18 protein-coding genes are annotated in these 23,712 nt (G+C 44.1%); 14 read left to right on the forward strand and 4 right to left on the reverse strand.

Annotated elements, in window-relative coordinates:
• Nucleotides 1-47: 47 nt before the first annotated feature.
• The gene (locus tag ACP69U_RS05920; protein ID WP_426138101.1) at nt 48-1,463 is read right to left on the reverse strand and encodes a two-component system sensor histidine kinase NtrB; all 1,416 of its coding nucleotides are present in this window, start codon (nt 1,461-1,463) and stop codon (nt 48-50) included.
• A gap of 135 nt (nt 1,464-1,598) precedes the next feature.
• Between ACP69U_RS05920 and rimO the strand changes: the two genes are divergently transcribed.
• The 12 genes from rimO to ACP69U_RS05980 all read left to right on the forward strand — a co-directional run bounded on the left by rimO (nt 1,599) and on the right by ACP69U_RS05980 (nt 16,867).
• Complete coding sequence (gene rimO, locus ACP69U_RS05925; protein ID WP_426138102.1) at nt 1,599-3,203, forward strand: 30S ribosomal protein S12 methylthiotransferase RimO; 1,605 nt, start codon at nt 1,599-1,601, stop codon at nt 3,201-3,203.
• Nucleotides 3,204-3,431: 228 nt separating this feature from the next.
• The gene (gene pyrH / locus ACP69U_RS05930) at nt 3,432-4,157 is read left to right on the forward strand and encodes a UMP kinase (RefSeq protein WP_045444979.1); all 726 of its coding nucleotides are present in this window, start codon (nt 3,432-3,434) and stop codon (nt 4,155-4,157) included.
• A 171-nt stretch (nt 4,158-4,328) separates the two neighbouring features.
• Nucleotides 4,329-4,883 (forward strand): ribosome recycling factor, encoded by a 555-nt coding sequence (frr, locus tag ACP69U_RS05935; RefSeq protein ID WP_045451790.1) that lies wholly within the window; start codon nt 4,329-4,331, stop codon nt 4,881-4,883.
• Between the two features lie 314 nt (nt 4,884-5,197).
• Nucleotides 5,198-5,956 (forward strand): polyprenyl diphosphate synthase, encoded by a 759-nt coding sequence (gene uppS, locus ACP69U_RS05940; RefSeq protein WP_426138103.1) that lies wholly within the window; start codon nt 5,198-5,200, stop codon nt 5,954-5,956.
• Between the two features lie 201 nt (nt 5,957-6,157).
• Nucleotides 6,158-6,967, forward strand: coding sequence for a phosphatidate cytidylyltransferase (locus ACP69U_RS05945; protein ID WP_045451791.1), 810 nt, complete (start codon nt 6,158-6,160; stop codon nt 6,965-6,967).
• 153 nt (nt 6,968-7,120) lie between these two features.
• Nucleotides 7,121-8,329 carry a 1-deoxy-D-xylulose-5-phosphate reductoisomerase gene (gene ispC / locus ACP69U_RS05950; protein WP_426138104.1) on the forward strand — a complete coding sequence of 403 codons (1,209 nt, stop codon included), beginning with the start codon at nt 7,121-7,123 and terminating at the stop codon, nt 8,327-8,329.
• Between the two features lie 85 nt (nt 8,330-8,414).
• The gene (gene rseP / locus ACP69U_RS05955) at nt 8,415-9,791 is read left to right on the forward strand and encodes an RIP metalloprotease RseP (RefSeq protein ID WP_426138105.1); all 1,377 of its coding nucleotides are present in this window, start codon (nt 8,415-8,417) and stop codon (nt 9,789-9,791) included.
• A gap of 262 nt (nt 9,792-10,053) precedes the next feature.
• Nucleotides 10,054-12,477, forward strand: coding sequence for an outer membrane protein assembly factor BamA (gene bamA / locus ACP69U_RS05960; RefSeq protein WP_201559873.1), 2,424 nt, complete (start codon nt 10,054-10,056; stop codon nt 12,475-12,477).
• 146 nt (nt 12,478-12,623) lie between these two features.
• Nucleotides 12,624-13,640: a UDP-3-O-(3-hydroxymyristoyl)glucosamine N-acyltransferase gene (gene lpxD / locus ACP69U_RS05965; RefSeq protein ID WP_426138106.1), complete on the forward strand. Its 1,017-nt coding sequence runs from the start codon at nt 12,624-12,626 to the stop codon at nt 13,638-13,640.
• 72 nt (nt 13,641-13,712) lie between these two features.
• On the forward strand, nt 13,713-14,222 hold the full coding sequence (gene fabZ / locus ACP69U_RS05970; RefSeq protein WP_045444990.1) for a 3-hydroxyacyl-ACP dehydratase FabZ: 510 nt from the start codon (nt 13,713-13,715) through the stop codon (nt 14,220-14,222).
• 202 nt (nt 14,223-14,424) lie between these two features.
• Nucleotides 14,425-15,204 carry an acyl-ACP--UDP-N-acetylglucosamine O-acyltransferase gene (gene lpxA, locus ACP69U_RS05975; protein ID WP_060490688.1) on the forward strand — a complete coding sequence of 260 codons (780 nt, stop codon included), beginning with the start codon at nt 14,425-14,427 and terminating at the stop codon, nt 15,202-15,204.
• Between the two features lie 310 nt (nt 15,205-15,514).
• Entirely contained in the window at nt 15,515-16,867 is a 1,353-nt protein-coding gene (locus ACP69U_RS05980) for a sodium-dependent transporter (RefSeq protein ID WP_087814621.1), read from the forward strand.
• Between the two features lie 96 nt (nt 16,868-16,963).
• On the opposite strand, the gene tgt is transcribed toward ACP69U_RS05980, so the two are convergent.
• Nucleotides 16,964-18,115 carry a tRNA guanosine(34) transglycosylase Tgt gene (gene tgt / locus ACP69U_RS05985; protein ID WP_426138107.1) on the reverse strand — a complete coding sequence of 384 codons (1,152 nt, stop codon included), beginning with the start codon at nt 18,113-18,115 and terminating at the stop codon, nt 16,964-16,966.
• A gap of 236 nt (nt 18,116-18,351) precedes the next feature.
• On the opposite strand from tgt, the gene ACP69U_RS05990 reads away from it, so the two are divergent.
• Nucleotides 18,352-19,002: an SOUL family heme-binding protein gene (locus ACP69U_RS05990; protein ID WP_426138108.1), complete on the forward strand. Its 651-nt coding sequence runs from the start codon at nt 18,352-18,354 to the stop codon at nt 19,000-19,002.
• 164 nt (nt 19,003-19,166) lie between these two features.
• Here ACP69U_RS05990 and asd read toward each other — a convergent pair whose 3' ends face one another.
• Nucleotides 19,167-20,300 carry an aspartate-semialdehyde dehydrogenase gene (gene asd, locus ACP69U_RS05995; RefSeq protein WP_426138109.1) on the reverse strand — a complete coding sequence of 378 codons (1,134 nt, stop codon included), beginning with the start codon at nt 20,298-20,300 and terminating at the stop codon, nt 19,167-19,169.
• A 383-nt stretch (nt 20,301-20,683) separates the two neighbouring features.
• On the opposite strand from asd, the gene ACP69U_RS06000 reads away from it, so the two are divergent.
• A complete protein-coding gene (locus ACP69U_RS06000) occupies nt 20,684-21,808 on the forward strand; it encodes an endonuclease/exonuclease/phosphatase family protein (protein ID WP_426138110.1) in 1,125 nt (374 codons plus the stop codon).
• A 495-nt stretch (nt 21,809-22,303) separates the two neighbouring features.
• Here ACP69U_RS06000 and ACP69U_RS06005 read toward each other — a convergent pair whose 3' ends face one another.
• A complete protein-coding gene (locus tag ACP69U_RS06005; protein ID WP_201503077.1) occupies nt 22,304-23,707 on the reverse strand; it encodes a peptidylprolyl isomerase in 1,404 nt (467 codons plus the stop codon).
• Between the last annotated feature and the right edge of the window lie 5 nt (nt 23,708-23,712).

A 23,712-nucleotide genomic window follows, 5' to 3' on the forward strand; every position in this document is an offset into this window, starting at 1 on the left:
GTTTCATAAGTTAGGTCATGGTTTCTAAGCCTTGGGCACTGGCTGTTTTAAGCATGGTGCGCTGGCTGATTGAAAGGCAAGTACAGCGTAAAACTGGTGTGTTGATTGTTATGGTCATTTTTAAGGCTGTCGTTAAGGTTTTTTGATTGTTGGGAGCTCACGTCAATCATACCATGGTGATGACTGATGATATCTTGCACGATAGACAATCCTAGCCCCGTCCCTGCGGCACGGCTGGTCACCATTGGGAAAAATATCTGTCCGATCAATGCCGGATCAATGCCTGAACCGTTATCGGCAATATTGATTTGTAGCACTTGCTTGTGCTGTTGCCCAGCAATGGTATGTTGAAAGGCAATGCGGGTTTGAATGTGCAGCGTTGGCTTATAACTGGCGCTGTCGTTATTGCTCATTTGTGAAGTGACAGGTTGTTGCGCCTTAGGCTCTGACAACTCTCTTTGCTGCAGCGTTTGCTCAAACTCAGTCATCGATTCGCAGGCATTATTAATCAGATTTAAAAACACTTGTATCAGCTGATCTTTATCAGCGCATAACTCAGGCAATGACAAATCATAATCGCGCTGTAGCGTCACTTGCGGATATTGATTGACGACCAAAGATAGAACATGCTCCAGTGGCTCATGGATATTTAGCGTTTGCCAATTTGGTAATTGATTGGAGCCAAGGAATTTCCCAATAAGATGGGTTAGACGGTCCGTTTCTGAAATGATGATATCAGTATAATTGCGCAGTTTTTCAGCCGTTTTTTGCAGATGGCTATTCGGGTTTATCATAGGATTTGTGCCAAGAATAGCAGGAGGAGCACTATTAAGAGGCGAGGCGTCACTGAATTTGATGAATTGCCGCTGTAATAATTGCGCCGCCCCGCGAATACCAGCAAGCGGATTTTTGATTTCATGAGCGACCGAGCGCAGCATATGACGGGCAACATTATATTGCTGCTGTTGGCGTTGCTCCTCTGATATACGACTTTGGCGATCCTTACCCCACATCTCAATAATAAAATAAGGTTGCTGCTCATAAATGACAGGGGTCACGCTATAATCAACTGAGAATGATAAATTACCATTTAGCGGTGTGCTGATAAGGTGATCATGATCGATAAAGGGTTGTTGATACTGCTTTGCTTGCTGAAATCGCTCTTTCAAAGAGCAAGTTTGTTCATGAGTATCTTCACCACTACTTTTATCGAAAGTTACATGGTTGTCACTGTCATGATTGCTATCGGCTGATTTCAATGCTTTGGATGTTTCGGATGCAAGCAGGGTCAATATAGACTGACCCAGTAAGCGCCCACTACTAATAGCGAGTAGTTGTTCGGCTTGGGCATTTAGCCAAGTGATCGATAAATCATCATTGATCCATAAAATAGCGGTGAACAAATGCTGTGACATGAATGCTAAGTCAGGTGTCGGTTTTACAGTTGTCAAATGGGTTGTCATGGCTATTGCCTACAATAAAAGAAGACGCGATATAATATTTAACCATAAATCAACACTATAGAGCGGCAAAACTGGCGATTTTTGCAAAAAAAACGTACAATGCGCACAGCCAATTTATCTCTAGCAAGGTCAGCCATGCCCAACACTTCTACCGAGTCGGTTAATACGACTGTTACTACCTCACCGTCAACTTCTACGCCAACAGATTCTATGTTAAAAGACACGGCCACCGTTTTTAATCCTGCCAAACCAAATATAGCACAAGACAATCAGGCAGATGTCAGTCAAGCAAATACTAACCAACCTTACCATCATAAAGCCAATCACAATCAAAACCGTAGTGTAGCCCAAAGTAGTGATGTAACGACTGCCAATGCGACTGCTACGATGCCAGTTAGTGCAGCGCCAAAAATTGGATTTGTGTCACTAGGTTGCCCAAAAGCCTTGGTCGATAGTGAGCGCATTATCACTGAGCTTAGCCGTGATGGTTATCAAGTGGCGAGTGATTACGAAGGTGCAGATTTAGTTGTCGTTAATACTTGCGGTTTTATTGAGTCAGCAGTACAAGAGTCGCTAGATGCCATCGGCGAAGCGATTAGCAAAAACGGTAAAGTAATCGTTACTGGTTGCTTGGGTAAAGAAGCAGATAAAATCCGTGAAATGCATCCCGCTGTATTGGCAGTAACTGGCGCTCATGCTTATGATGAGGTTATTAGAGCCGTTTCGCTGCATGTGCCCAAGCCTGACCGCAGTCAGGACGCTAGTTATGATCCAAAGATAGATTTGATTAATGAGGCGGGTATTAAATTGACGCCAAGCCATTATGCTTATCTAAAAATATCAGAAGGTTGCAACCATCGTTGTACTTTCTGCATCATTCCAAGCTTACGTGGAGACTTGGTTTCACGTCCGATTGACAGTGTGATGAATGAAGCGTTGGCGCTGAAAAATGCTGGCGTGAAAGAATTGCTTATTATTTCACAAGATACCTCTGCTTATGGACTGGATTTGAAATATAAGACCAGTTTTTGGAATGGCATGCCGTTGAAGTCGAAGTTTTATGACTTGTGCCAAGCCTTAAATGATTTAGGCATTTGGGTGCGCTTGCATTATGTCTATCCATATCCGCATGTCGATAAAGTGGTTGAGCTAATGGGCGAGAAAAAGCTACTGCCTTATCTCGATATTCCGTTTCAACATGCCAGCCATCGCATCCTAAAAGCGATGAAACGCCCAGCGCATAGCGAAAATACCTTGGCACGTATCCATGCATGGCGTGAGATTTGCCCTGATATCGTCATTCGCTCAACCTTTGTGGTGGGCTTCCCTGGCGAGACAGAAGAAGATTTTCAATGCTTGCTTGATTGGTTAGTAGAAGCTCGCCTTGATCGCGTTGGTGCGTTTACTTACTCAGAAGTCGAAGGCGCAGCGGCTAATGACCTGCCAAATCATGTGCCAGAAGAGATTAAGCAAGAACGCTATGAGCGTTTGATGACGCTGCAACAAGGCATCTCAGCGCAAAAGCTACAAGAGAAAGTCGGTAAAACCTTGATGGTATTGGTCGACGAAATTGATAGTGAAGAGGGCGTTGCTATTTGTCGTAGCTATGCCGATGCACCAGAGATTGACGGTCACGTCTACGTTGATGAGATTACCGCTCAAGTTAAAGTCGGACAATTCCTAACGGTTACGATTGACGACGCTAGCGAATATGATTTGTTTGCCAGTTACAAAGGCTAAGCAGTCACTGTAGCTGATTAGTCACTACAATATACGAGTGAAAATTGCCCAATCGCGGGCAGTTTTTGCTACAATTAGCGCAATTTAGCCTTTTTACCCGTTTGTCATTAGTTGCGGTGTTTCTTATATAGTACCTCATTGATGATACTTCGAGTAAATTCGAAGGCAAACTCTATTTGTGTTTTACCGCTCATTTTAATTATAATTTAATGCTAACAAGGTGACCTCATGTCTGACAAAAACCCGCGTTACTCTCGTATCTTGCTGAAACTCTCTGGTGAAGCCTTAGCTGGTGGCAAAGAGATGGGGATTGATAGCGAAGTGCTCGATAAGATGAGCTTGTCTATCGCCCATTTGCGTGGTCTTGGTGTTCAAGTCGGTATCGTGGTCGGCGGCGGTAACTTATATCGCGGCGCGCAGTTACAACAAGAAGGCTTAGTCGGCCGTGTGACTGGTGATCAAATGGGTATGTTAGCAACCGTTATGAACGGTCTGGCGATGCGTGATGCGCTTGAGCGCCGCAATATTAAAACTCGCTTGATGTCAGCTTTGCCAATCGGTGAAGTGACCGAAAGCTATAGCAGTCGCAATGCCATTCGCTATCTCAAAAATGGCGAAGTATGTATCTTTGTTGCTGGTACGGGCAATCCTTTCTTTACCACTGATACGGCAGCTTGCTTACGTGGTATTGAGATCGAAGCGGGCTTAATTCTAAAAGCCACCAAAGTTGATGGCGTTTATGACAAAGACCCAAGCTTACATGACGATGCAGTTAAATATGATGGTTTAACTTTTGATGAAGTATTAGAACAAAAACTTGGCGTGATGGATTTAACTGCCATTGCCTTATGCCGTGAGCACAACGTGCCGCTACAAGTGTTTGATATGACCAAGCCTAATGCGTTATTAAACGTCATCATGGGCGAAAATGAAGGCACACGCGTTTATCACTGATTTGCCTGAATACTCTAAACGCTCTGAACGCTCTAAATATTAATACGAGAATACCAGTTATTAAAATTAGACCAGTCGTTAATAACTACCAGCGCTAATAATTAGTAATGAACACCCGTATATTTACTAACAAATGAATGATTTATCGACAGCGATAAATAAGGATATCTAATGATCAAAGAGATTAAGCAAGACGGCGAAGCGCGTATGCAAAAAACACTGGAAGCGCTTGAGAGCACTTTTAGCAAAGTCCGTACAGGGCGCGCACATCCGGGTATGTTGTCAGGCGTGATGGTTAGCTACTACGGGTCGCCTACACCTCTGAATCAAGTGGCGAGTGTCAACGTTGAAGACTCACGTACGCTCATGGTTCAGCCTTTTGACCGTACCATGGTACAAGCAATCGACAAGGCCATTCGCGAAGCAGATTTGGGTCTCAACCCAGTGACCGCCGATGTGATTCGTGTGCCAATGCCTGCATTGACAGAAGAGACACGCCGCGACATGCAAAAGCTTGCGCGTGGAGAAGCAGAAAGTAGCCGTGTTTCTATCCGTAATATTCGCCGTGACATGATGAATGACATCAAAGAATTGGCCAAAGAAAAAGAGATCTCAGAAGACGACGAGCGCCGCGCGAGTGATGACATTCAAAAAATCACTGACAAGTATATCGAAACCATCGATAAACGTTTGAGCAAAAAAGAAACTGACTTGATGGACGTGTAAAGCACTGGTTTTTTCGATCATGTAAGACAAAAATCCGTTATGTCATATCCTTATAATAAGCAGCCAATCTGTCAGTACTATTGGCTGCTTATTATTGTGTAGACGGTACCGATAATAGCGTCAATATTATATCAATCGGATACGGTAATAGGCTTGCTCAGATTTGTAAACTGTATTTTATAAGCGTTATCTTGCAAACTAAATCACGCCCATAGACGGGTTTATGATAAGTTTGTGAATTATGGTTATGACGCTTTCTAATCGTTATCGCAGCCGTTATTATTATTTTACCTTAACAATAAGCACTTTCGCCTATGTCCACTTCAGCCGTTTTGGCTCCTGATCTTCTTCCACGCCATATCGCTATCATCATGGATGGCAATAATCGTTATGGTAAAGCCAATGATTTGGGCAAAGGCCAAGGGCATGTGGCTGGCAAAGATGCACTCGATCCTATCGTCGAGTATTGCGTCAATACGGGTATCGAAGTATTAACGGTATTTGCATTTTCTAGTGAGAATTGGCAACGCCCGCCCAGTGAGGTAGCACTACTTATGCAACTGTTAACCTCCACCATTCATGAGCAAATACCACGCATGAATGAGTATCGTATTCGTCTACGTTTTATTGGTGACCGCAGTCAGCTGAGTGATGATTTGCAAGCATTGATGGCGGACGCTGAAGCAAAAACAGCAGACTTTAAAGCCATGACTCTAGTCATCGCTATCAGTTATGGTGGGCAATGGGATATTGCCCATGCGGCAAAACAGCTGGCGCAGCAAGTAGAGGCTGGTCAGTTATGTGCTGATGATATTAACAAAGAATTGCTCGGCAACTATGTGCAATTAGCAGATGCACCAGCAGTAGATATGCTGATACGCACAGGCGGTGAATACCGAATTTCTAACTTTTTATTGTGGCAGTCAGCCTATGCTGAGCTATTCTTTACCCAGACATTATGGCCGAATTTTGCAGCCGATGAGTTGGCAGCAATGGTAAAAGAGTTCGCTCAGCGGCAGCGCCGTTTTGGCAAAACCAGTGAGCAGATAGTGATAGAGCAAGCAAGTCGTTAATGGTGTTAAGCATTTGCCTGTTATTTTGTAAAGGAAAAAGCTCTTACAAAGCGGTTATCCTATAAGTAGTTAATATTGCTTGTTTGTGAAATAATAAACCGCGTTAATAAGCGTCAACTGCTATTAGTGGGCTATTGTAGATTAGCTGCTATAATGCACGTTTTGACCATGCGTTTTTCATTATTATAAGGCTCAATAAGTATGTGGCAACGAATTAAGACGGCAGTTGTTCTCGTTATTATCGTTGGTATTGCAATGTTTGCGAGCCAAACCCCTATTTTATTTGCACCGCTGTTAGCGATTGGCGTCATTATTGCCGCTCACGAATGGACTAAGCTGATGCCTAAGTGGCGTCATCCTGCGCTGTTTGTGCTATTGGTTTTGGTGTTGACCCTAGTATCACTCATGTTTAAAGTCACATGGCTGTTTTGGTGGGTGGCTTCACTGGCTATATGGCTAATGGCGCTGTCTTGGGTGCGAGTGTTCCCGACTCATACCAATTGGTATGGCAAAAAACTGGCATTGATGGGTGCGGTGATATTGACCGCATCGATTACGGCGATGTTTTATTTGTGGCAACTGTCAGCATGGTGGTTGCTCTATGTGTTCCTTTTGGTCTGGTGCGCAGATAGTGGCGCTTATTTTGTGGGGCGTAAGCTTGGTCGCCGCAAAATGGCACCGAACGTCTCACCCAATAAAAGTATGGAAGGGCTGGCTGGTGGCTTGGTCACTGGTCTGCTCGTGGTCATTGCCATCAGTGTATTTAAGTTGCAATTGACGGGTGTGCCGTTAGTCGCATTTGTAGCATTATCAGCCTTGACTATTTTAGCCTCGGTACTTGGCGATTTATTTGAGTCGATGCTTAAGCGCCGCGCTGATGTCAAAGATTCAGGAACGATTTTACCGGGGCATGGCGGCGTGCTTGACCGTATCGACTCACTGCTCTCTGCCACACCGATATTTGCGCTTGGTTTTTGGGCGATACAGCAGTTAGGTTTGATAGTGGTTTAGGACTGAAAAAATAATTCATAGACGATGATACGCCCTAATTATAGTAGTTAAGATGAGTGACTAGTCAATACACTGGATATTGTCTATCTCTTATTTATCAAACGTTTTATCGATTTCTTATTTAATTTTTTAGAGTATTATTTACAGGCACCGATGGTTATGACGCAACGCATCGCCGTACTAGGCGCGACAGGTTCGATTGGCGATAGCACGTTAGCAATATTAGCGGCGCAACCACAGCTTTACACGGTCTACGCTCTGTCAGGCTATCACCGTTTAGACAAACTGTTTGCACTTTGCCAGCAGTTTTTGCCAAAGCGCGTGAGCGTACCGACCGCCGCAGTCGATGATTTTGCCCAGCGACTCCGTGCGGCAGGTCTTGACATCGATGTGGTAGGCGGCGAAGCAGGGCTGGTTGATATTGCCACTGATTCGCAGACGGATACCGTTGTCGCTGCGATCGTAGGCGCAGCTGGTCTGCCTTCTACTTTAGCCGCTGCTCGTGCAGGTAAGCGTATTTTACTAGCCAATAAAGAAGCGCTGGTGATGGCAGGGCAAGTGATGATTAATGCGGTCAAAATGCATAACGCTACTTTGCTGCCGCTTGATTCTGAGCACAATGCTATTTTTCAGTGTTTACCACTGGCTATTCAGCAGGACAATACTCAAATTCATCAGCCAAACCACGGCGTGCGCAAGTTATGGTTAACGGCCTCTGGTGGACCGTTTTTGCAAAAATCGTTTGCGCAGATGCAGCAAGCGAGCGTCGCTGAAGCGGTCAAACATCCAAATTGGTCAATGGGTCAAAAGATATCCGTCGATTCAGCAACGATGATGAATAAAGGGCTTGAGCTGATTGAAGCTTGTCATTTGTTTGATTTGCCTGAAAATAAGATAAATGTGGTGATTCATCCACAAAGTATCATTCACTCAATGGTAGAATATAGCGATGGTAGCTTTTTGGCGCAGCTCGGCAGTCCCGATATGAAAACGCCCATTGCCCATGCGCTCAGTTACCCTGATCGTATCGATAGCGGCTCACAGCCGTTAGACTTATTTGCGCTCAGCAGCTTAGAGTTTATTGAGCCTGACTTGCAAAAATTTGCCTGTTTGCGTTTGGCAAGACAGGCGATGCAAGCGGGCACACAAGCGACGATTGTCTTAAATGCAGCGAATGAAATTGCCGTGGCGGCGTTTTTGGCTGGAAAAATTCGCCTGACCGATATTGCTGATATCAACGAGCAGGCTTTGAATGACATACAGCTGCCACCGTTAAATGAAACGGCTGACATAGAAGATATACTAGCAATTGATAAAATAGCACGTCACCTGACGGACAAACTTGTGGCAAAGTTGGTGTAAGTGTATCAACAACTGCGTCGTTAATAAAAGATGCTAAGAAAGAATGCTAAGAAAGAATGCTGAGAAACCATACTGAGAAAAGATCATGACGTTTTTATTAACGCTCCTTGCGGCAATATTTGTCTTAGGTCCGCTTATTGCCTTACATGAATGGGGACACTATATCGTCGCTCGTCTTTGCGGCGTTAAAGTCTTGACCTATTCTATCGGGTTTGGTCCCAAACTCTTTGGCTGGACGAGCAAAAAAAGCGGTATTGATTATCGCATTTCTGCTTTGCCACTTGGTGGTTATGTCAAAATGCTCGATGAGCGCGAAGGCGAGGTAGCAAAAGCTGAGCAACATTTGGCGTTTAATCGTCAGCATCCACTAAAAAAGATTGCGATTGTTGCCGCTGGTCCTATTATGAACTTTATCATTGCTATTGCGCTGTTTTGGGTGTTGTTTATGACACCATCAGAGCAGCTGGCGACGAAGATTGGGCAGATATTACCCGAGACGCCTGCTGCTATGGCACAGTTGCCAGTTGGCGACAAAATCGTTGCGATTGATGGGCATGAGGTACAAACGTGGGAAGGCATCAACTATCGGCTTGCTGGACGAATGGGCGAGACGGACAATGTCAGTATTACTCTGCAATCAGAGACACAAGCTGATAATGCGATCAAAACTTATCAAGCGCCCGTAACTCAGTTTATGCAAGGCAGCGCGCAAGGTAAAGATGCGTTGACCAGCTTTGGCATGCTGCCATGGCAACCAGATATTGCACCGATAGTAGGTGATTTGACCCCTGATGGTGCCGCCAGTCGCCAAGGACTAAAAGTAGGCGATCGTATTGTTGCTATCAATGATCAACCAATTAAAGATTGGCTCAGTGCCACTCGTATCATCCGCGACAGTCCTGAAACTTTGCTTAACTTCACAGTATTGCGTGATGGTAAAACCGTACAGCTTCAGATTATGCCGCAAGGCAAAAAAGACAATTTGGGTAACGATTATGGGCAAATTGGTGCTATGGTGGCACAGTCCGAAATTGTTATTCCTGACGCTTACAAGACCACTGTAGTCTATGGCCCTGGTGAGTCATTGGTGAAATCATTTGAGAAAACTGAACAGCTCGCAGTGATGACGGTTAGCTCGATGGGCAAGATGCTGTCTGGCATGATTGGTTTGGACAATTTGTCAGGGCCGATTACCATCGCTAAAGTGGCCAAACAGAGTTTTGATATCAGTTGGCAGATGGTGTTATCGACGGCGGCTTTGATTAGTTTGAGCCTTGCTGTACTCAATCTTTTACCCATTCCTGTATTGGATGGCGGTCATATTGTGTATTATCTTATTGAATTGATTCGCGGTAAGCCACTCTCGGAAGGGGTGCAAATGATTGGACTAAATATCGGCTTACTCTTGCTGGCAGGTTTCATGGTGTTAGCAATTGGTAATGATATTAGTCGGCTGTTTTGACCAGCGAATCGCTAATATGATCGATAAGGCACGAGATACTAATGGTTTTACGCCTATTATGGGATGATTATGACCATGATAGGTAGCATGCTCTGTATCATGGCCTCTGTACTAATCGTAATTTTTAGTTTATTTTGTGATGCATTTTATATAAAGTGTTCTGAGTCTGCTGCGTATGTGCTTAAATTTCATGCGAAATGCGCTAGACAATATGGGCTTTTTAACTTAACTTAAGCAAGTTTTTTATTGACGGATAGTGTTTATGCGTACGCCTTTATTTATGAGCGCGGCAGGGTTGCCGTTAGTTGTAGCGATGATGAGTATGCCAGTACAGGCTGCAGAATTTGTAGTCACTGACATCGGTTTCAATGGTTTGCAACGTTTAACCCCCGATAGCCTCTATCCGGTTCTACCTATTTCGGTAGGGGATACGGTAAATGACAGTAGTTTAGCAGCCAGTATTAAGGCGCTTTATGCGACCGAAAATTTTGCTGATATTCAAAGCCGTATCGAAGGTGGACAGCTACGGTTTGATGTCGTTGAGCGCCCCACGATTGCTGAAGTCAATTTTGAGGGCAATAAGCTCATTCCAAAAGAAGGGTTAGAGCAAGGGCTAGACAATGCTGGTCTGTCTGCCGGCAATGTGCTGAAACAAGCCACGCTACAAGGCGTCGCCAACGAGCTACAGCAACAATATATCAGCCAAGGCTATTACAACAGCAATATCGAGGTTGATCAAACGTTACTTGATGGCAATCGCGTCAAGCTCGACGTGCGTTTTGTCGAAGGCAAACCTGCCAAAGTGGTCGATATTAATATCATTGGCAATAAACACTTTAGTGATGAAGAAATCAAAGACGTTTTTGCGGTAAAAGAGTCTTCGTGGACACGTCTGCTGTCAAAGTCTGATCGTTATGCCAAAGAAAAACTGGCTGCCAGTTTAGAGAATTTAAAAGCGCTTTACCAAAACGATGGTTATGTGCGTTTTGCAGTAGATAATGCGGTGCTTAACATCAGTGAAGATAAGAGCAGTGTGTTTATCGAAGTGAGTCTAAGCGAAGGCGAACAATATCAGTTTGGCGAAGTGAATTTCTTAGGTAAGCCGACTTTTGAGAATAATGAACTAACAGAGTTGGTGACTTTTGCACCCAATGAAAAATACTCCCAAGCCAAGCTCGATGAAACCACCGCGGCACTTAAGAGTCGTTACGGTAATGAAGGCTATTATTTGGCGCAGGTGAGACCAGTACCACGTATCAATGACGAGACCAAAGTAGTGGATATCGATTATTTCATCGACCCTGCACGTCCCATTTACGTTCGTCGTATTAACTTTACTGGTAACATCAAAACTCAAGACGAAGTACTGCGCCGTGAAATGCGTCAACTAGAAGGCGCGTTGGCAACTAGTGACAAAATCCAGTTGTCACGGACACGTCTGATGCGTACAGGCTTCTTTAAAGCCGTCAACGTTGATGTAAAACCAGTACCGAACCAACCAGACCAAGTAGACATCAATTATACGGTTGAAGAGCAGCCTTCTGGTAGCTCAACGATTGCCGCGGGTTACTCGCAAAGCGGCGGTGTGACTTTCCAGTTAGATCTAACACAAAACAACTTTATGGGTACAGGTAACCGTGTGAAAGCGGCACTATCACGCTCAGAAACCCGTGATTCTTATAGCTTGGGTTATACCGATCCGTACTTTACCGAAAACGGCGTCTCACAAGGTCTTAGTGCCTATTATCGTGAAACGAAATACGATGATAGAAACGTTAGTAACTATGTCACCGATTCTTATGGTGCTACGCTGAACTATAGTTATCCTGTTGACGAAACCAAACGTGTTAGTGCCGGTTTGAATGTTGATAACACTTCAGTACGTGGTGGTCGCTTCTTGGGTGTATCAAACGTTCAGCAAATTATTGATGATGGCGGTACGTTTGAGAACTTTGTCAATGATGAAAATCAGGCTTCTGGACGCACAGGCTTTAAAAATGACTACAATACTTATAACCTACTATTCGGCTGGGACTATAGCACCTTAGATCGTCCAGTGTTCCCGACCAAAGGTATGAGCCATACGGTCGATGCCACCATTGGCTTGGGTGATACCAACTATCAAAAACTTGTTTATAGCGGCAACATCTATTATCCCTTCTACAAAGACTGGGTAGCACGCGGTTATACTAAGCTTGGCTATGGTAATGATTTGCCGTTTTATGAAAACTTTTATGCTGGGGGCTATGGCTCTGTACGTGGTTATGAGGCCTCAACCCTTGGGCCAAAATCACAAACGTATTATGATGCCATAAATGATGATGTGCGTTACAAAGACGAAGACATCGGTGGTAATGCGCTAGTCAGCTTCGGTAGTGAGCTAATTTTGCCAATGCCGTTTAAGGGTGATTGGGCAGATCAAGTGCGTCCAGTATTGTTTGCCGAAGGTGGTCAAGTATTTGATACGACTGATAAGGAAGATCGTACTTTTATCAATCCTAATGACGGTACTGATACGGGCGTACCACTGTTGACGCAAGACAATAGTATGCGCTTTAGTGCGGGTGCAGGTATAACCTGGTATACGCCAATTGGTCCAATTTCATTAAGTTATGCTGTACCTATTGGTGATAAAGAAGGCGATGAAACTGAAAAAGTTCAGTTCCAGATTGGTAATACGTTCTAACGTAGCATGATTGTTTGCGTTCATGTCATTAACCATAGCAGTTACTTACATGAACGCAGCATCTGTTAGATATTAGTAGATCGCCAAGGTGATTGTTCAGCTTGGCGATTGTCTTATTCATAATAATATTTATATTAATAGTCACTATGATAACGATTGAGCAACTTATCACTCGGATTGAGCAGCGTCAGCCCATCACCAATAAGGCTGAAATCAGCGCTGAACAGTTACGTCAAAAATTCAGCAGTATTGGTAGTTTGACCACGGCTGGTCATAATCAGTTAAGCTTTTTGGCCGATCCTCATTATATTTCTAGTCTGGCTATTAGCGAGGCAGGGGCTGTATTGGTTACTGGAGAATATCGCGACCAAGTGCCCGCCACAGCGATAGCGTTAGTCGTCGCAAGCCCATACTTAGCTTATGCTGGTGCTAGCCAGTTGTTTGCTCGTGAGTCACTGTCTGGTGGTATTCATCCTAGCGCTGTGATTGCTGATAGTGCGGTCATTGGTGAGCAGGTGAATATTGGGCCTTTTTGTGTGATAGCCGATTATGTGCAAATTGGTGCGCGTAGCTCACTTGCGGCGCATGTGGTGATCGAAGAAAATACGACTATTGGTACTGATGGCGTTATTAAATCACAAGTGGTGATCGGGCATGATTGTGTCATTGGTGATCATGTAAGGTTACACGCGGGTGTCAGTGTGGGTGCAGAAGGCTTTGGTTTTGCACCAACCAAAGATCCTAGTACCACTGGCTGGGAGCGTATCGCTCAGTTAGGACGGGTCGTAATTGGCAACCATGTGCGAATTGGTAGTCAAACTTGCATTGACCGAGGTGCCATTGATGATACGGTTATTGGCAATCACGTTATTATTGATAATTTGGTACAAGTTGCTCATAACGTGCGTATCGGCGATGGCACGGCCATCGCGGCTCAAACGGGTATCGCGGGCAGCACTAGTATCGGCAAGCGCTGTATTATTGGCGGTGCGGTCGGTATCACAGGTCATATTGAGATTACAGATGATGTCACTTTATCTGGGATGACCATGGTAACCAAATCTATCAAAACCGCTGGTTCATACTCCTCTGGAACGGCTGCTATGCCGACCGCTAACTGGCGACGGGCAGCTGTACGCTTCCGTCAGCTTGGGCGTGATTAGCGAAAATATCAATGCATATATACAAACACAGTAAAATCATAGCGATTTGAAACATAGCAAGGAAGCACCATTATGAGCAGCACCGATATCGATATTTTGAATGATAAAGAAATGAAAAGCTTAGCTGAGCAAGGTCTTACGCTGCCATTAACTTATCATACGTTAAAGCATTATTTGCCACACCGTTATCCTTTTCTTTTAGTAGATAAGATTATTGATTGTACGCCTGGTGAGTGCATTACGGGTATTAAGAATGTGACTATCAATGAAGAGTTTTTCAATGGTCATTTTCCTGATGAGCCGATTATGCCAGGGGTACTTATGGTTGAGTGCATGGCTCAGGTCTCAGGCGTGCTCGGATTTATCAGTGCTGGTCTAACTGCAGAAGATGGTTATTTATATCTATTTGCAGGTGTTGATAAAGTCCGTTTTAAACGTCGAGTGATTCCTGGTGATCAGCTGACTATTCGTGCCAAAACAGTGATGCAGAAGCGTGGTATTTATAAATTTGACTGTACTGTACATGTTGACGATGAGTTAGCTGCCAGTGCGCAAATAATGATTGCTCGCCAAGAACAATAACGTCTACCAATAGCCATTGTGCCTCGTAGCTGATCTAATTCTTTAAACAAAGCATCTAAAGAATTAGGTCAAAGCGGGTCATAAGCATTATAATTGACACTCGCATTTAACAGCAGAGCCATGCTTAGGTTTTTTCATAAAACTAAATTGGCTGTATTTGTTTTACCATTTACTCGCATCAGATCATACAAAGGCCCACATTATGAGTCAGATCCATCCAACAGCACTCATCTCACCGTCCGCCCAAATTGATGAGACTGCTATCATTGGTCCGTATTGTATCGTCGGTGATGAGGTCACTATTGGTGCTCACACGGTTCTGCATCGCCATGTAGTTGTTACCAAATTGACTCGTATTGGTCAACACAATGAGTTTTATCAATTTGCGAGCATTGGCGAAGATCCTCAGGATTTAAAGTATGCTGGTGAGCGTACTTGGCTTGAGATTGGCGATCATAATACCATTCGAGAAGCCTGTAGTTTACACCGTGGTACTGCACAAGATAGTGAGCTCACTAAAATAGGCAGCCATAATCTACTGATGGTGAACACTCATGTGGCTCATGATTGTGTGATTGGCGATCATAATGTATTGGCCAACAATGTTGGCGTTGCAGGGCATGTGACTATTGGTAATCACACGATCATTGGCGGTAATTCAGGTATTCATCAGTTTTGTACGGTTGATGACTATAGCTTGATTGGGGGCGCAAGTCTGATTCTAAAAGATGTAGCCGCCTTTACCATGGTATCTGGTAATCCAGCAACGACTCATGGTCTCAATGTGGAAGGTATGCGTCGTAAAGGATGGTCAAAAGAGACAATTGAGGTATTGCGTCAAGCTTATCGTATGATTTTTAGATCTGGTCTGACGACCGTGCAAGCGCTTGAGGTTTTGAATAATGAGTTGCTACCAAAAGAGCCAAAAATCCAGTTGCTCATTGATTCACTACAAAAAAGCCGCCGTGGTGTGGTGCGCTAGAACGGCGATTGGCTTTTGCTGAAAATCATATATAGTATGCATTCAGTAATCAGCCAAACTCTTGTCAGTTATAGATAAAATTACCAGAAGCCATAACCAATTGTTATGGCTTTTTATGTTTATGAGCGCTTGACTTTTTTGGTGGCTTAGCAGAAACTGAGCCTTTACGATATTGTAAACAATTCTTTCTTAATGTTGCTGGACGCCTCACATTGAGGTGTTTATTGAATAGCCTGATATTTCTCATGGCTATTTATGATAATCAAGGAAGATTATCAGTGATGTTAATTGAAGCACGAGGACGGAAAAAATGGCTATTAATAAACAAGAACATGCACAGTGGAGCTCAAGTTTTGGCTTCGTATTGGCAGCGGTTGGTTCAGCAGTTGGTTTGGGAAACATATGGAAGTTTCCCTATATGGTCGGTGAAAGCGGTGGTTCAGCTTTCGTTATCGCTTATTTATTCTGTATCGCGCTGGTAGGTTTTCCGATTCTAGTCGCTGAATGGCTGATTGGTCGCCGTGGGCAAAAGAACCCAGTCAACACTTTTGCGGATGTTGCAGCAAGTGAAGGTAAGTCGCGTAGTTGGGGCATCATTGGCGCGTCAGGTATTTTAGGTGGTTTCTTAATTCTATCGTTTTATAGTGTGATTGGCGGTTGGGCACTCAACTATATTACTAAAGCAGGCACAGGCAGTTTTATTGGTCAAGACAGTGATTCTATTGCTGCGACCTTTGATGCTATGTTGGCTTCAGCAGGTACATTGACGATTTGGCATACCGTGTTTATGGCTATTACTGCTTTGATTGTCGGTATTGGTGTGACCAAAGGTATCGAAACCACGGCTAAAGTCTTAATGCCACTACTAGGCGTGATTTTGTTCGTCATCGTTGGTTATAACGTGATTAACGGTGGTTTTGGTGAAGCAGTGGCTTATCTATTTACACCGGATCTTAGCAAGTTGACTGGGGATGTGATGCTTGCAGCATTGGGTCATGCCTTCTTCACCCTATCTATTGGTATGGGTATTATGATTGCTTATGGCTCATATTTGGGTCGTGAAGTGAACTTACTAAAAACCGCCCGTACTGTTGTGATCTTAGATACGGTTATTGCTTTGGCTGCTGGTCTAGCAATCTTCCCAATCATCTTTAGCAATGGTTTAGACCCTGCTTCGGGTCCTGGTCTTATCTTTGTCAGCTTACCGATCGCTTTTGGTAGCATGGGCGCAGGGACGATCATTGGTACATTGTTCTTCTTACTTATTACTTTTGCTGCTATTACCTCATCAATCTCATTGCTTGAGCCAACCGTTGAGTTTTTAGAAGAACGTACACCGATGAGTCGTACGGTATCAACCATCGTTGCCAGTACAGTGATTTGGCTATTAGGCGTTGCGGCACTACTATCATTTAACCTATGGTCTGACTTTACTATCATGGGTAATGGTATCTTTGATGCATTGGATAAAATTACCAGTAAATTCCTTCTCCCGCTAACGGGTCTTGCTGCAATTATTTTCGTTGGTTGGCAAATGGATCAACGCAGTATTCAGCAAGAGCTTGGTCTGTCTAATGGTGCATGGCAATTATGGCAAATCGTTGCTAAGTTTGTAGCACCAATTGCCGTGCTCGTGGTATTTGTAACCTCGTTAATGGGCTAGTACTGATTAACTAGAAATAATAAAAGCAACACACTAAAAAGGGCTTAAGATAATTCTTAAGCCCTTTTTATAGCTATGACAATGGCAAAAATATGATTAGCGTAGATTTAACTCAGGTACTGTTTGTCCACGTTTGTTATAAAATTCGCTGACAAACTCATCAAATTTGTCTTGTTCAATGGCATCACGGATACCTTGCATCAAACGCTGATAATAGCGCAAGTTATGGATAGTCGCTAATTGAGCGCCCAGCATCTCTTTACACTTATTAAGATGGTAAAGATAAGCACGGCTAAAATTTTGGCAAGTATAGCAGTCGCACTCAGGATCTAGTGGACCTTCGTCATTGCGATACTGGCTGTTACGGATACGTACCACACCAGCATTGTCTGCATCGCCTGTCACAAAGTAGTGACCATTACGTGCGTTACGCGTCGGCATCACACAGTCGAACATATCGACACCGCGACGTACACCTTCAACTAAATCCTCAGGCTTACCAACGCCCATTAGATAGCGTGGCTTATCTGTTGGCATATCATCAGGGAGGTAGTCTAGGACATCTATCATTTCATCTTTTGGTTCACCAACCGACAGACCACCGATGGCATAACCATCAAAGCCGATATCGAGCAGGCCTTCAAGTGATTGCTGACGCAAATCTGGATACATACTGCCTTGAATAATGCCAAATAATGCGTTGGTGCTGCCCAGTCTTTTGTGCTCATCAACACAGCGCTGTCCCCAACGTAATGACAGCTCTAACGACTTTTTGGCTTCGTCATGAGTCGCAGGATAGGGCGTACACTCATCAAATTGCATGACGATGTCTGAGTTCAAGCTGTACTGAATCTGCATCGATTTTTCTGGCGACAGAAAAACTTTCGCACCATCGATAGGAGATTTAAAGTCGACCCCTTCTTCGGTGATTTTACGCATGGCACCCAGACTGAATACTTGGAAACCACCTGAATCAGTCAGGATAGGCTTATCCCAATGCATGAACTTATGCAAACCGCCGAATTTATCGATCACCTCGGTACCTGGACGTAACCATAGATGAAAGGTATTGCCCAAAATAATATCCGCACCAATGGCTTCAATATCACGTGGCAGCATACCCTTGACCGTACCATAAGTGCCAACAGGCATAAACGCTGGCGTCTGTACGTCGCCATGATTGAGATGAACCGTACCACGGCGCGCACGCGTGTCACCGCTGGCCGTTTTATGTAAGACAAATTGCATATGATTATCGCTATTTACGCTATGAAAATGGTGATAATTATAGCATTGTTAGCAGTTTTTTTGGACATGGATGTTTATGAGGTATTTATATATCTGACAAATATGTCTTTTGGTTAATAGTATTTTGTCATAACCAAAAGACACAGACAGTACTTATGAGTAGTTGGTAAAGTAGAAATCATAATGGCGAGACAGTAACCATTGCTAAGCGATGTTTTAACTGCTGGAGATATCATATGAAAAAGGCAACCTACTTATTATTAAGTGGTTCATTATTAACCTCAGGAGCAGCTATGGCGACCGAAGAGCCGAATTATACAGTGTTGTCGCAAATGGATGACTTTGAGCTGCGTCGTTACGATAAGCAGCTAGTGGCGCAAACGTTGGTAAGTGGAGACCAAGACTCCGCCAGTCGCGAAGGGTTTAAAGTGTTAGCCGACTATATATTTGGCAATAATACAGCGGCAACTGGCGGCAGTAGTAAAATTAGCATGACTGCGCCCGTTACGATGCAGCCTAATAACAAAAAGAGTGATGGTGAATCACAAAAAATTGCGATGACAGCACCAGTAAGCATGCAGCAAGACGATGGTAAGTGGCGTGTACAATTTACTATGCCCAGTAAATACACGATGCAAACACTGCCAAAGCCAAATAATCCAAACATCACGATTACCGAGGTGCCAGCACAGACGTACGGTGTGATTAAGTTCTCAGGGTTGGCAGGCAGTAAAAAAGTAGCGACTAAAACGGAAGAGCTACAATCTTGGATGCAAACCCAAAATTTGACTATAACGGGCGAGCCTGAACTGGCACGTTATAATCCGCCTTGGACGCTGCCTTTTTTGCGCCGTAATGAAGTGATGATTGCTTACAAGCCAAAGTAATACTAGCCTCAAAGTATAAGATGAGCGTTGTCACATTTTCTGAGCTTGTTATAAGTAGGACTTGCATTTGTTTGCCGTGCTATTCAAATTTTTGGAAGTGGTACGCCCATAAAAAAAGACAGCATTTGCTGTCTTTTTTGTACTAACTTTTTAAGAAAATAAACTTAGTCTTTTTGCTCACGGATGATATTCAGCATACGACGTAGCGGCTCGGCTGCGCCCCATAATAATTGATCACCAACGGTAAATGCGCCTAGATACTCAGGGCCCATATTGAGCTTACGCAAGCGACCTAGTGCAACTGTCAATGTACCAGTCACTGCCACTGGCGTTAAACGATTCATAGTCGCTTCTTTGTCGTCTTCGACCAAGTCCAGCCATTCATTGCCGCTGTTTTTAAGTACTGCTTCGATTTCTTCTAGCGGAATGTCTTTTTTGAGCTTGATGGTAAGGCCTTGCGCATGACAGCGCATCGCGCCAACGCGCACACACATGCCATCGATAGCAATCTTATCAGCTTCTGCGTTACCAAGGATTTTATTGGTCTCGACGCCGCCTTTCCATTCTTCCTTGGATTGCTTGTTTTCTAACTGAACATCGATATAAGGAATCAAGCTACCTGCTAGTGGCACACCAAAGTATCGCTTAGGAAAGTCATCTGAGCGCTGAGTCTGAGCGATTTTTTTATCAATCTCAAGGATGGCGCTGGCAGGATCAGCCAATTCGTCTTTGACCGCATCGTGTAGCACGCCCATGCCAGCGATTAATTCGCGCATGTTGTTAGCGCCAGAACCACTAGCGGCCTGATAAGTCATGGCGCTGACCCATTCTACCCAGCCTTTATTAAACAGCTCGCCAATCGCCATGAGCATCAATGACACGGTACAGTTACCACCGATAAAGTCTTTTTTACCATTGGCTAGGGCGCTGTCAATAACGGCGCGATTGACTGGATCGAGAATGATGATGCTGTCATCTTCCATTCGCAAGGTGCTTGCCGCATCAATCCAGTAGCCATTCCAGCCACTATCACGTAGTGGTTGATGGACTTGCGAGGTATAGTCGCCGCCTTGGCAGGTAATGATGACATCACAAGCTGCTAGCGCGTCAATATCATGAGCATCTTTTAATTGGCCGGTATGAATACCATCAAGGCTTGGGGCATCACCACCTGCGTTGCTGGTTGAGAAAAACACGGGTGTAATACCGTCAAAGTCTTTTTCCTCAGTCATACGTTGTATTAATACTGAACCGACCATGCCGCGCCAGCCTACCAAGCCTACTGTTAAATTACTCATGAAACTCAATCCTTTTTACCATAAATTGTTGCATTGCCAGCCGATAACAATGCCGTGAATAGCCATAAAAAGCAAGGCGTTTTGGCCGTTTTTACTGGTTTTTCATACACTATTAATGATGTTCAGTATAACTTTAAGTTATTAACCTAATGGCGATAGTGGCGACGCCTCACTTGTTACAAGTAGATAGCTCTAAAAATAAAGTTTGTCCGTAGTACTCGTTATGGTGGGCGAATTAAAAGTGTAATGTTTTATAGCGGTTAACGAATAATCCATGCTCATCAGTAGGCGATAACCTTCTGAAATGCTAAAGTAAACAGCTAACGTCAGTTCAGTTAAAACCATGGCGATATTCATCATTTAATAGACGGCTAATACATACTATGGATCTCTCACTAGTATATTACAGCATACAGTGGCTAGCAGGGTTCATCGCATTTGTGACGATTTGGGGCTGGATACCACTGGATAATTGGTGGGTGCGCGGTGTTGAATTTCCGCGTATTCAGATCATGGTGTTGGGTGTCATCGCTTGGATTGGTATGCTGATTTTTTGGTCAGAGTGGCAGCTGGGACAGTGGCTGTTATTTACCGTCTTAAGCATTACATTAGCCTTTCAGCTCAGGATGGTATTGCCTTATACCAAGCTATGGAAAAAAGAAGTTCAAAAGGCAAAAGACAAGCCAGAAGGGCAGGTGCATCAACTAAAAATAATGGTATCAAACGTACTAACGCCCAATGATGACACCCAAAAATTGGTGGATTTGGTGAAGCAAAGACAGCCTGATATTTTAATTACGCTAGAGAGTGATGACAAATGGGAAAAAGCGCTGCATCAAATCGAAGCTGATTATCCTTACACCGTAAAAGTGCCACTAGACAATCTATATGGGATGCATCTTTATTCTAAGCTTGAGTTGATTGATCCTGAAGTTAAGTACTTGATGATTGATGACATACCTTCTATTCATGCCCAACTGCGCCTGCAAAGTGGTCGCGTGATTTGGTTGTATTGCTTGCATCCCATGCCGCCGAGTCCGACGGAAGCGGATAAATCTACCACCCGCGATGCTGAGCTATTGATGGTTGGCAAACACATCAAAGAAAACAAGCAAACGGCGATATTGGCAGGCGATCTCAATGATGTAGCATGGTCAAAGACGACTCGACGCTTTCAACGTATCTCAGGATTGTTGGATCCGCGTATTGGTCGACATTTTATCAATACGTTTCATGTCAGTTATCCATTTTTACGTTGGGCGCTGGATCACATCTTCCATAGTGCTTGTTTTACGGTGGTAGATATTCGGCGTATGCCGTCGATAGGCTCGGATCACTTCCCTGTTATGACGACTTTACAATACGAACCAGAAGAGGAGAGCAATCAAGCGCAAAATGCCCCTACTGCAGAAGCGGAAGATATCAAAGAGACCGATCATAAAATAGTAGAAGGTAAAAAAGAAGGTGAAAAAGTCTCAAAGGAACATGCAGAAGAGCAGAGAAGTTAGGGTTGATAGCCTGCCAATACTATAGCCATCGTATGATGCAATGTTAAAAGAGGCTGTAAGCATATGCTTACGTTAAATAAGGTCTTTAGCCTCTAGTCGCATCAAACTGATTATCCTACAATACCTGCATCAACACAAGGATACGCATGGATGCAGTGTTGAGACAGTATCAATAAAAGCACAGGTCAGCCCGCTGTCTTATAGGATACTGTTTATGACTTAGGATGAGTCAGCATGGAAGAAATAATAACAACAATATGAAGCGCCATAGCCCCGAACCAATCGCCCTAGGTTCGGGGCTTTTCTTTGTGTGTGTAATGCTTACATTTATTTTATTCGATATTCTTGTGTTTGGACATACTGCAATATATTTGAGATTACCTTCTGATTATTTTTAGCGCATAAATGAACGTCAATAAAAAAAGGGTACATGCATTAGCATATACCCTTTTTGACAAAGCATTATTAGATTTGACTTATCGATGCCTATATCAGTTAGCCAAGTACTTGGATGTAAGCACCTGCGCGTAGCTCTTGTAGCCAGTCTTCTTTGGCTTGCGGTGCTAAGCGCTGGTAAAGCGCTTGACGTGCCATATTGCGACGATATTGATCGCTAACATCTTGTTGGCGTTTGCCTTCTATTTTCAAGATATGCCAGCCAAACTGGGTTTTGAAAGGAGCAGAGTAGTCACCAACCGCCGTGTTTTTCATCATGGCTTCGAATGGACCAATCATATCTTCTTCACTCACCCAATCAAGATCGCCACCGCGGCCAGCGGAACCGGGATCATCTGAATAGGTCGATGCTAAACCAGCAAAATCAGCGCCGCTGCGTAGCTGTTCATACAAATCATTAATCTTTTGCTCAGCAAGCGCGTCTGTCTGTAGCTCATCAACTTTTACCAATATGTGACGAGTACGCCACTGCGGTATCAGCATGGTGTCGCTGGCTTTTTTGTCAGCAAGTTTAATGATATCGATACCTTCAGGCGTTATTAATGGTGCGCTGACCGCGCCAACCTCAAGTTTGGTAATCTCACTTGATAGCTCTGTAGGTAGAGACGCGGCTTTATGAAAGCCCATATCGCCACCTTGTAGCGGAATAGGATAGTTGCCTTGGCTAGCAGCGACCGCTTCAGCGACATCAACGTTTGGTGCAAGCAGGCGAGTACGCAGAGCTTCTGCTACCTTTAACGCCTCATTGCGTTGGGCTTCTGATAGTCGGCTGTAGTCATCCATGTAAGGCACTCGTACATGAATCGTTTGATACTCACTCTGGTTTAAGCGCTTGGCTTCAGGCGAGGCCAAAAATGCATCAATATCTTGTTCGCTAATGCGCACGCGGTTACCGATTTGGCGCTGTTGCAAGGCTTGAATGGCTGCATCTTCGATTAATTGCGCACGTAGCGCCGCATAGCTACCAGGTTTTGCTGCGTCCAAACGCTGTTGCAAAGCTGAGATGCTCGTCAGCCCTTCTGCTTGAGCGATTTGACTAAGGCGTTGATTGATAGCCGCTTCATCAGGGTTTAAACCGACGCGCTTGACCATAGATAGTTGTAACTCACGCAATATGAGCGCATTTAACACCTCAGACTGTAGTTGTGCTGAGTTTGCTATTGGCTCACCAGCCGCTTGTGCACGTGCTTGTGCTTGGGTGATAGCATCGATCAAATCACTCTTTAAGATAGCATTTTCATTGACTAAAGCAATAATACCGTCGGTGCTATTGGCTGGCGTCAAACGATTGACGTTATTCTGCGCGGTCACGGCATTTGCTTGAGGCGCTTGTGCTTTTGCAGGTTTAACGGTGGCAGCTTGGGCGCTCAATGTAAGCGCAAGACTGGCACTCATAGATAGCAATACAGCACGGCTGGTTTGACGTAAAGAAAAAAATCTCATGATGC

It is taken from the genome of Psychrobacter sp. TWR1-1-1 (genome assembly GCF_049895865.1).
Classification (GTDB): domain Bacteria; phylum Pseudomonadota; class Gammaproteobacteria; order Pseudomonadales; family Moraxellaceae; genus Psychrobacter; species Psychrobacter immobilis_A.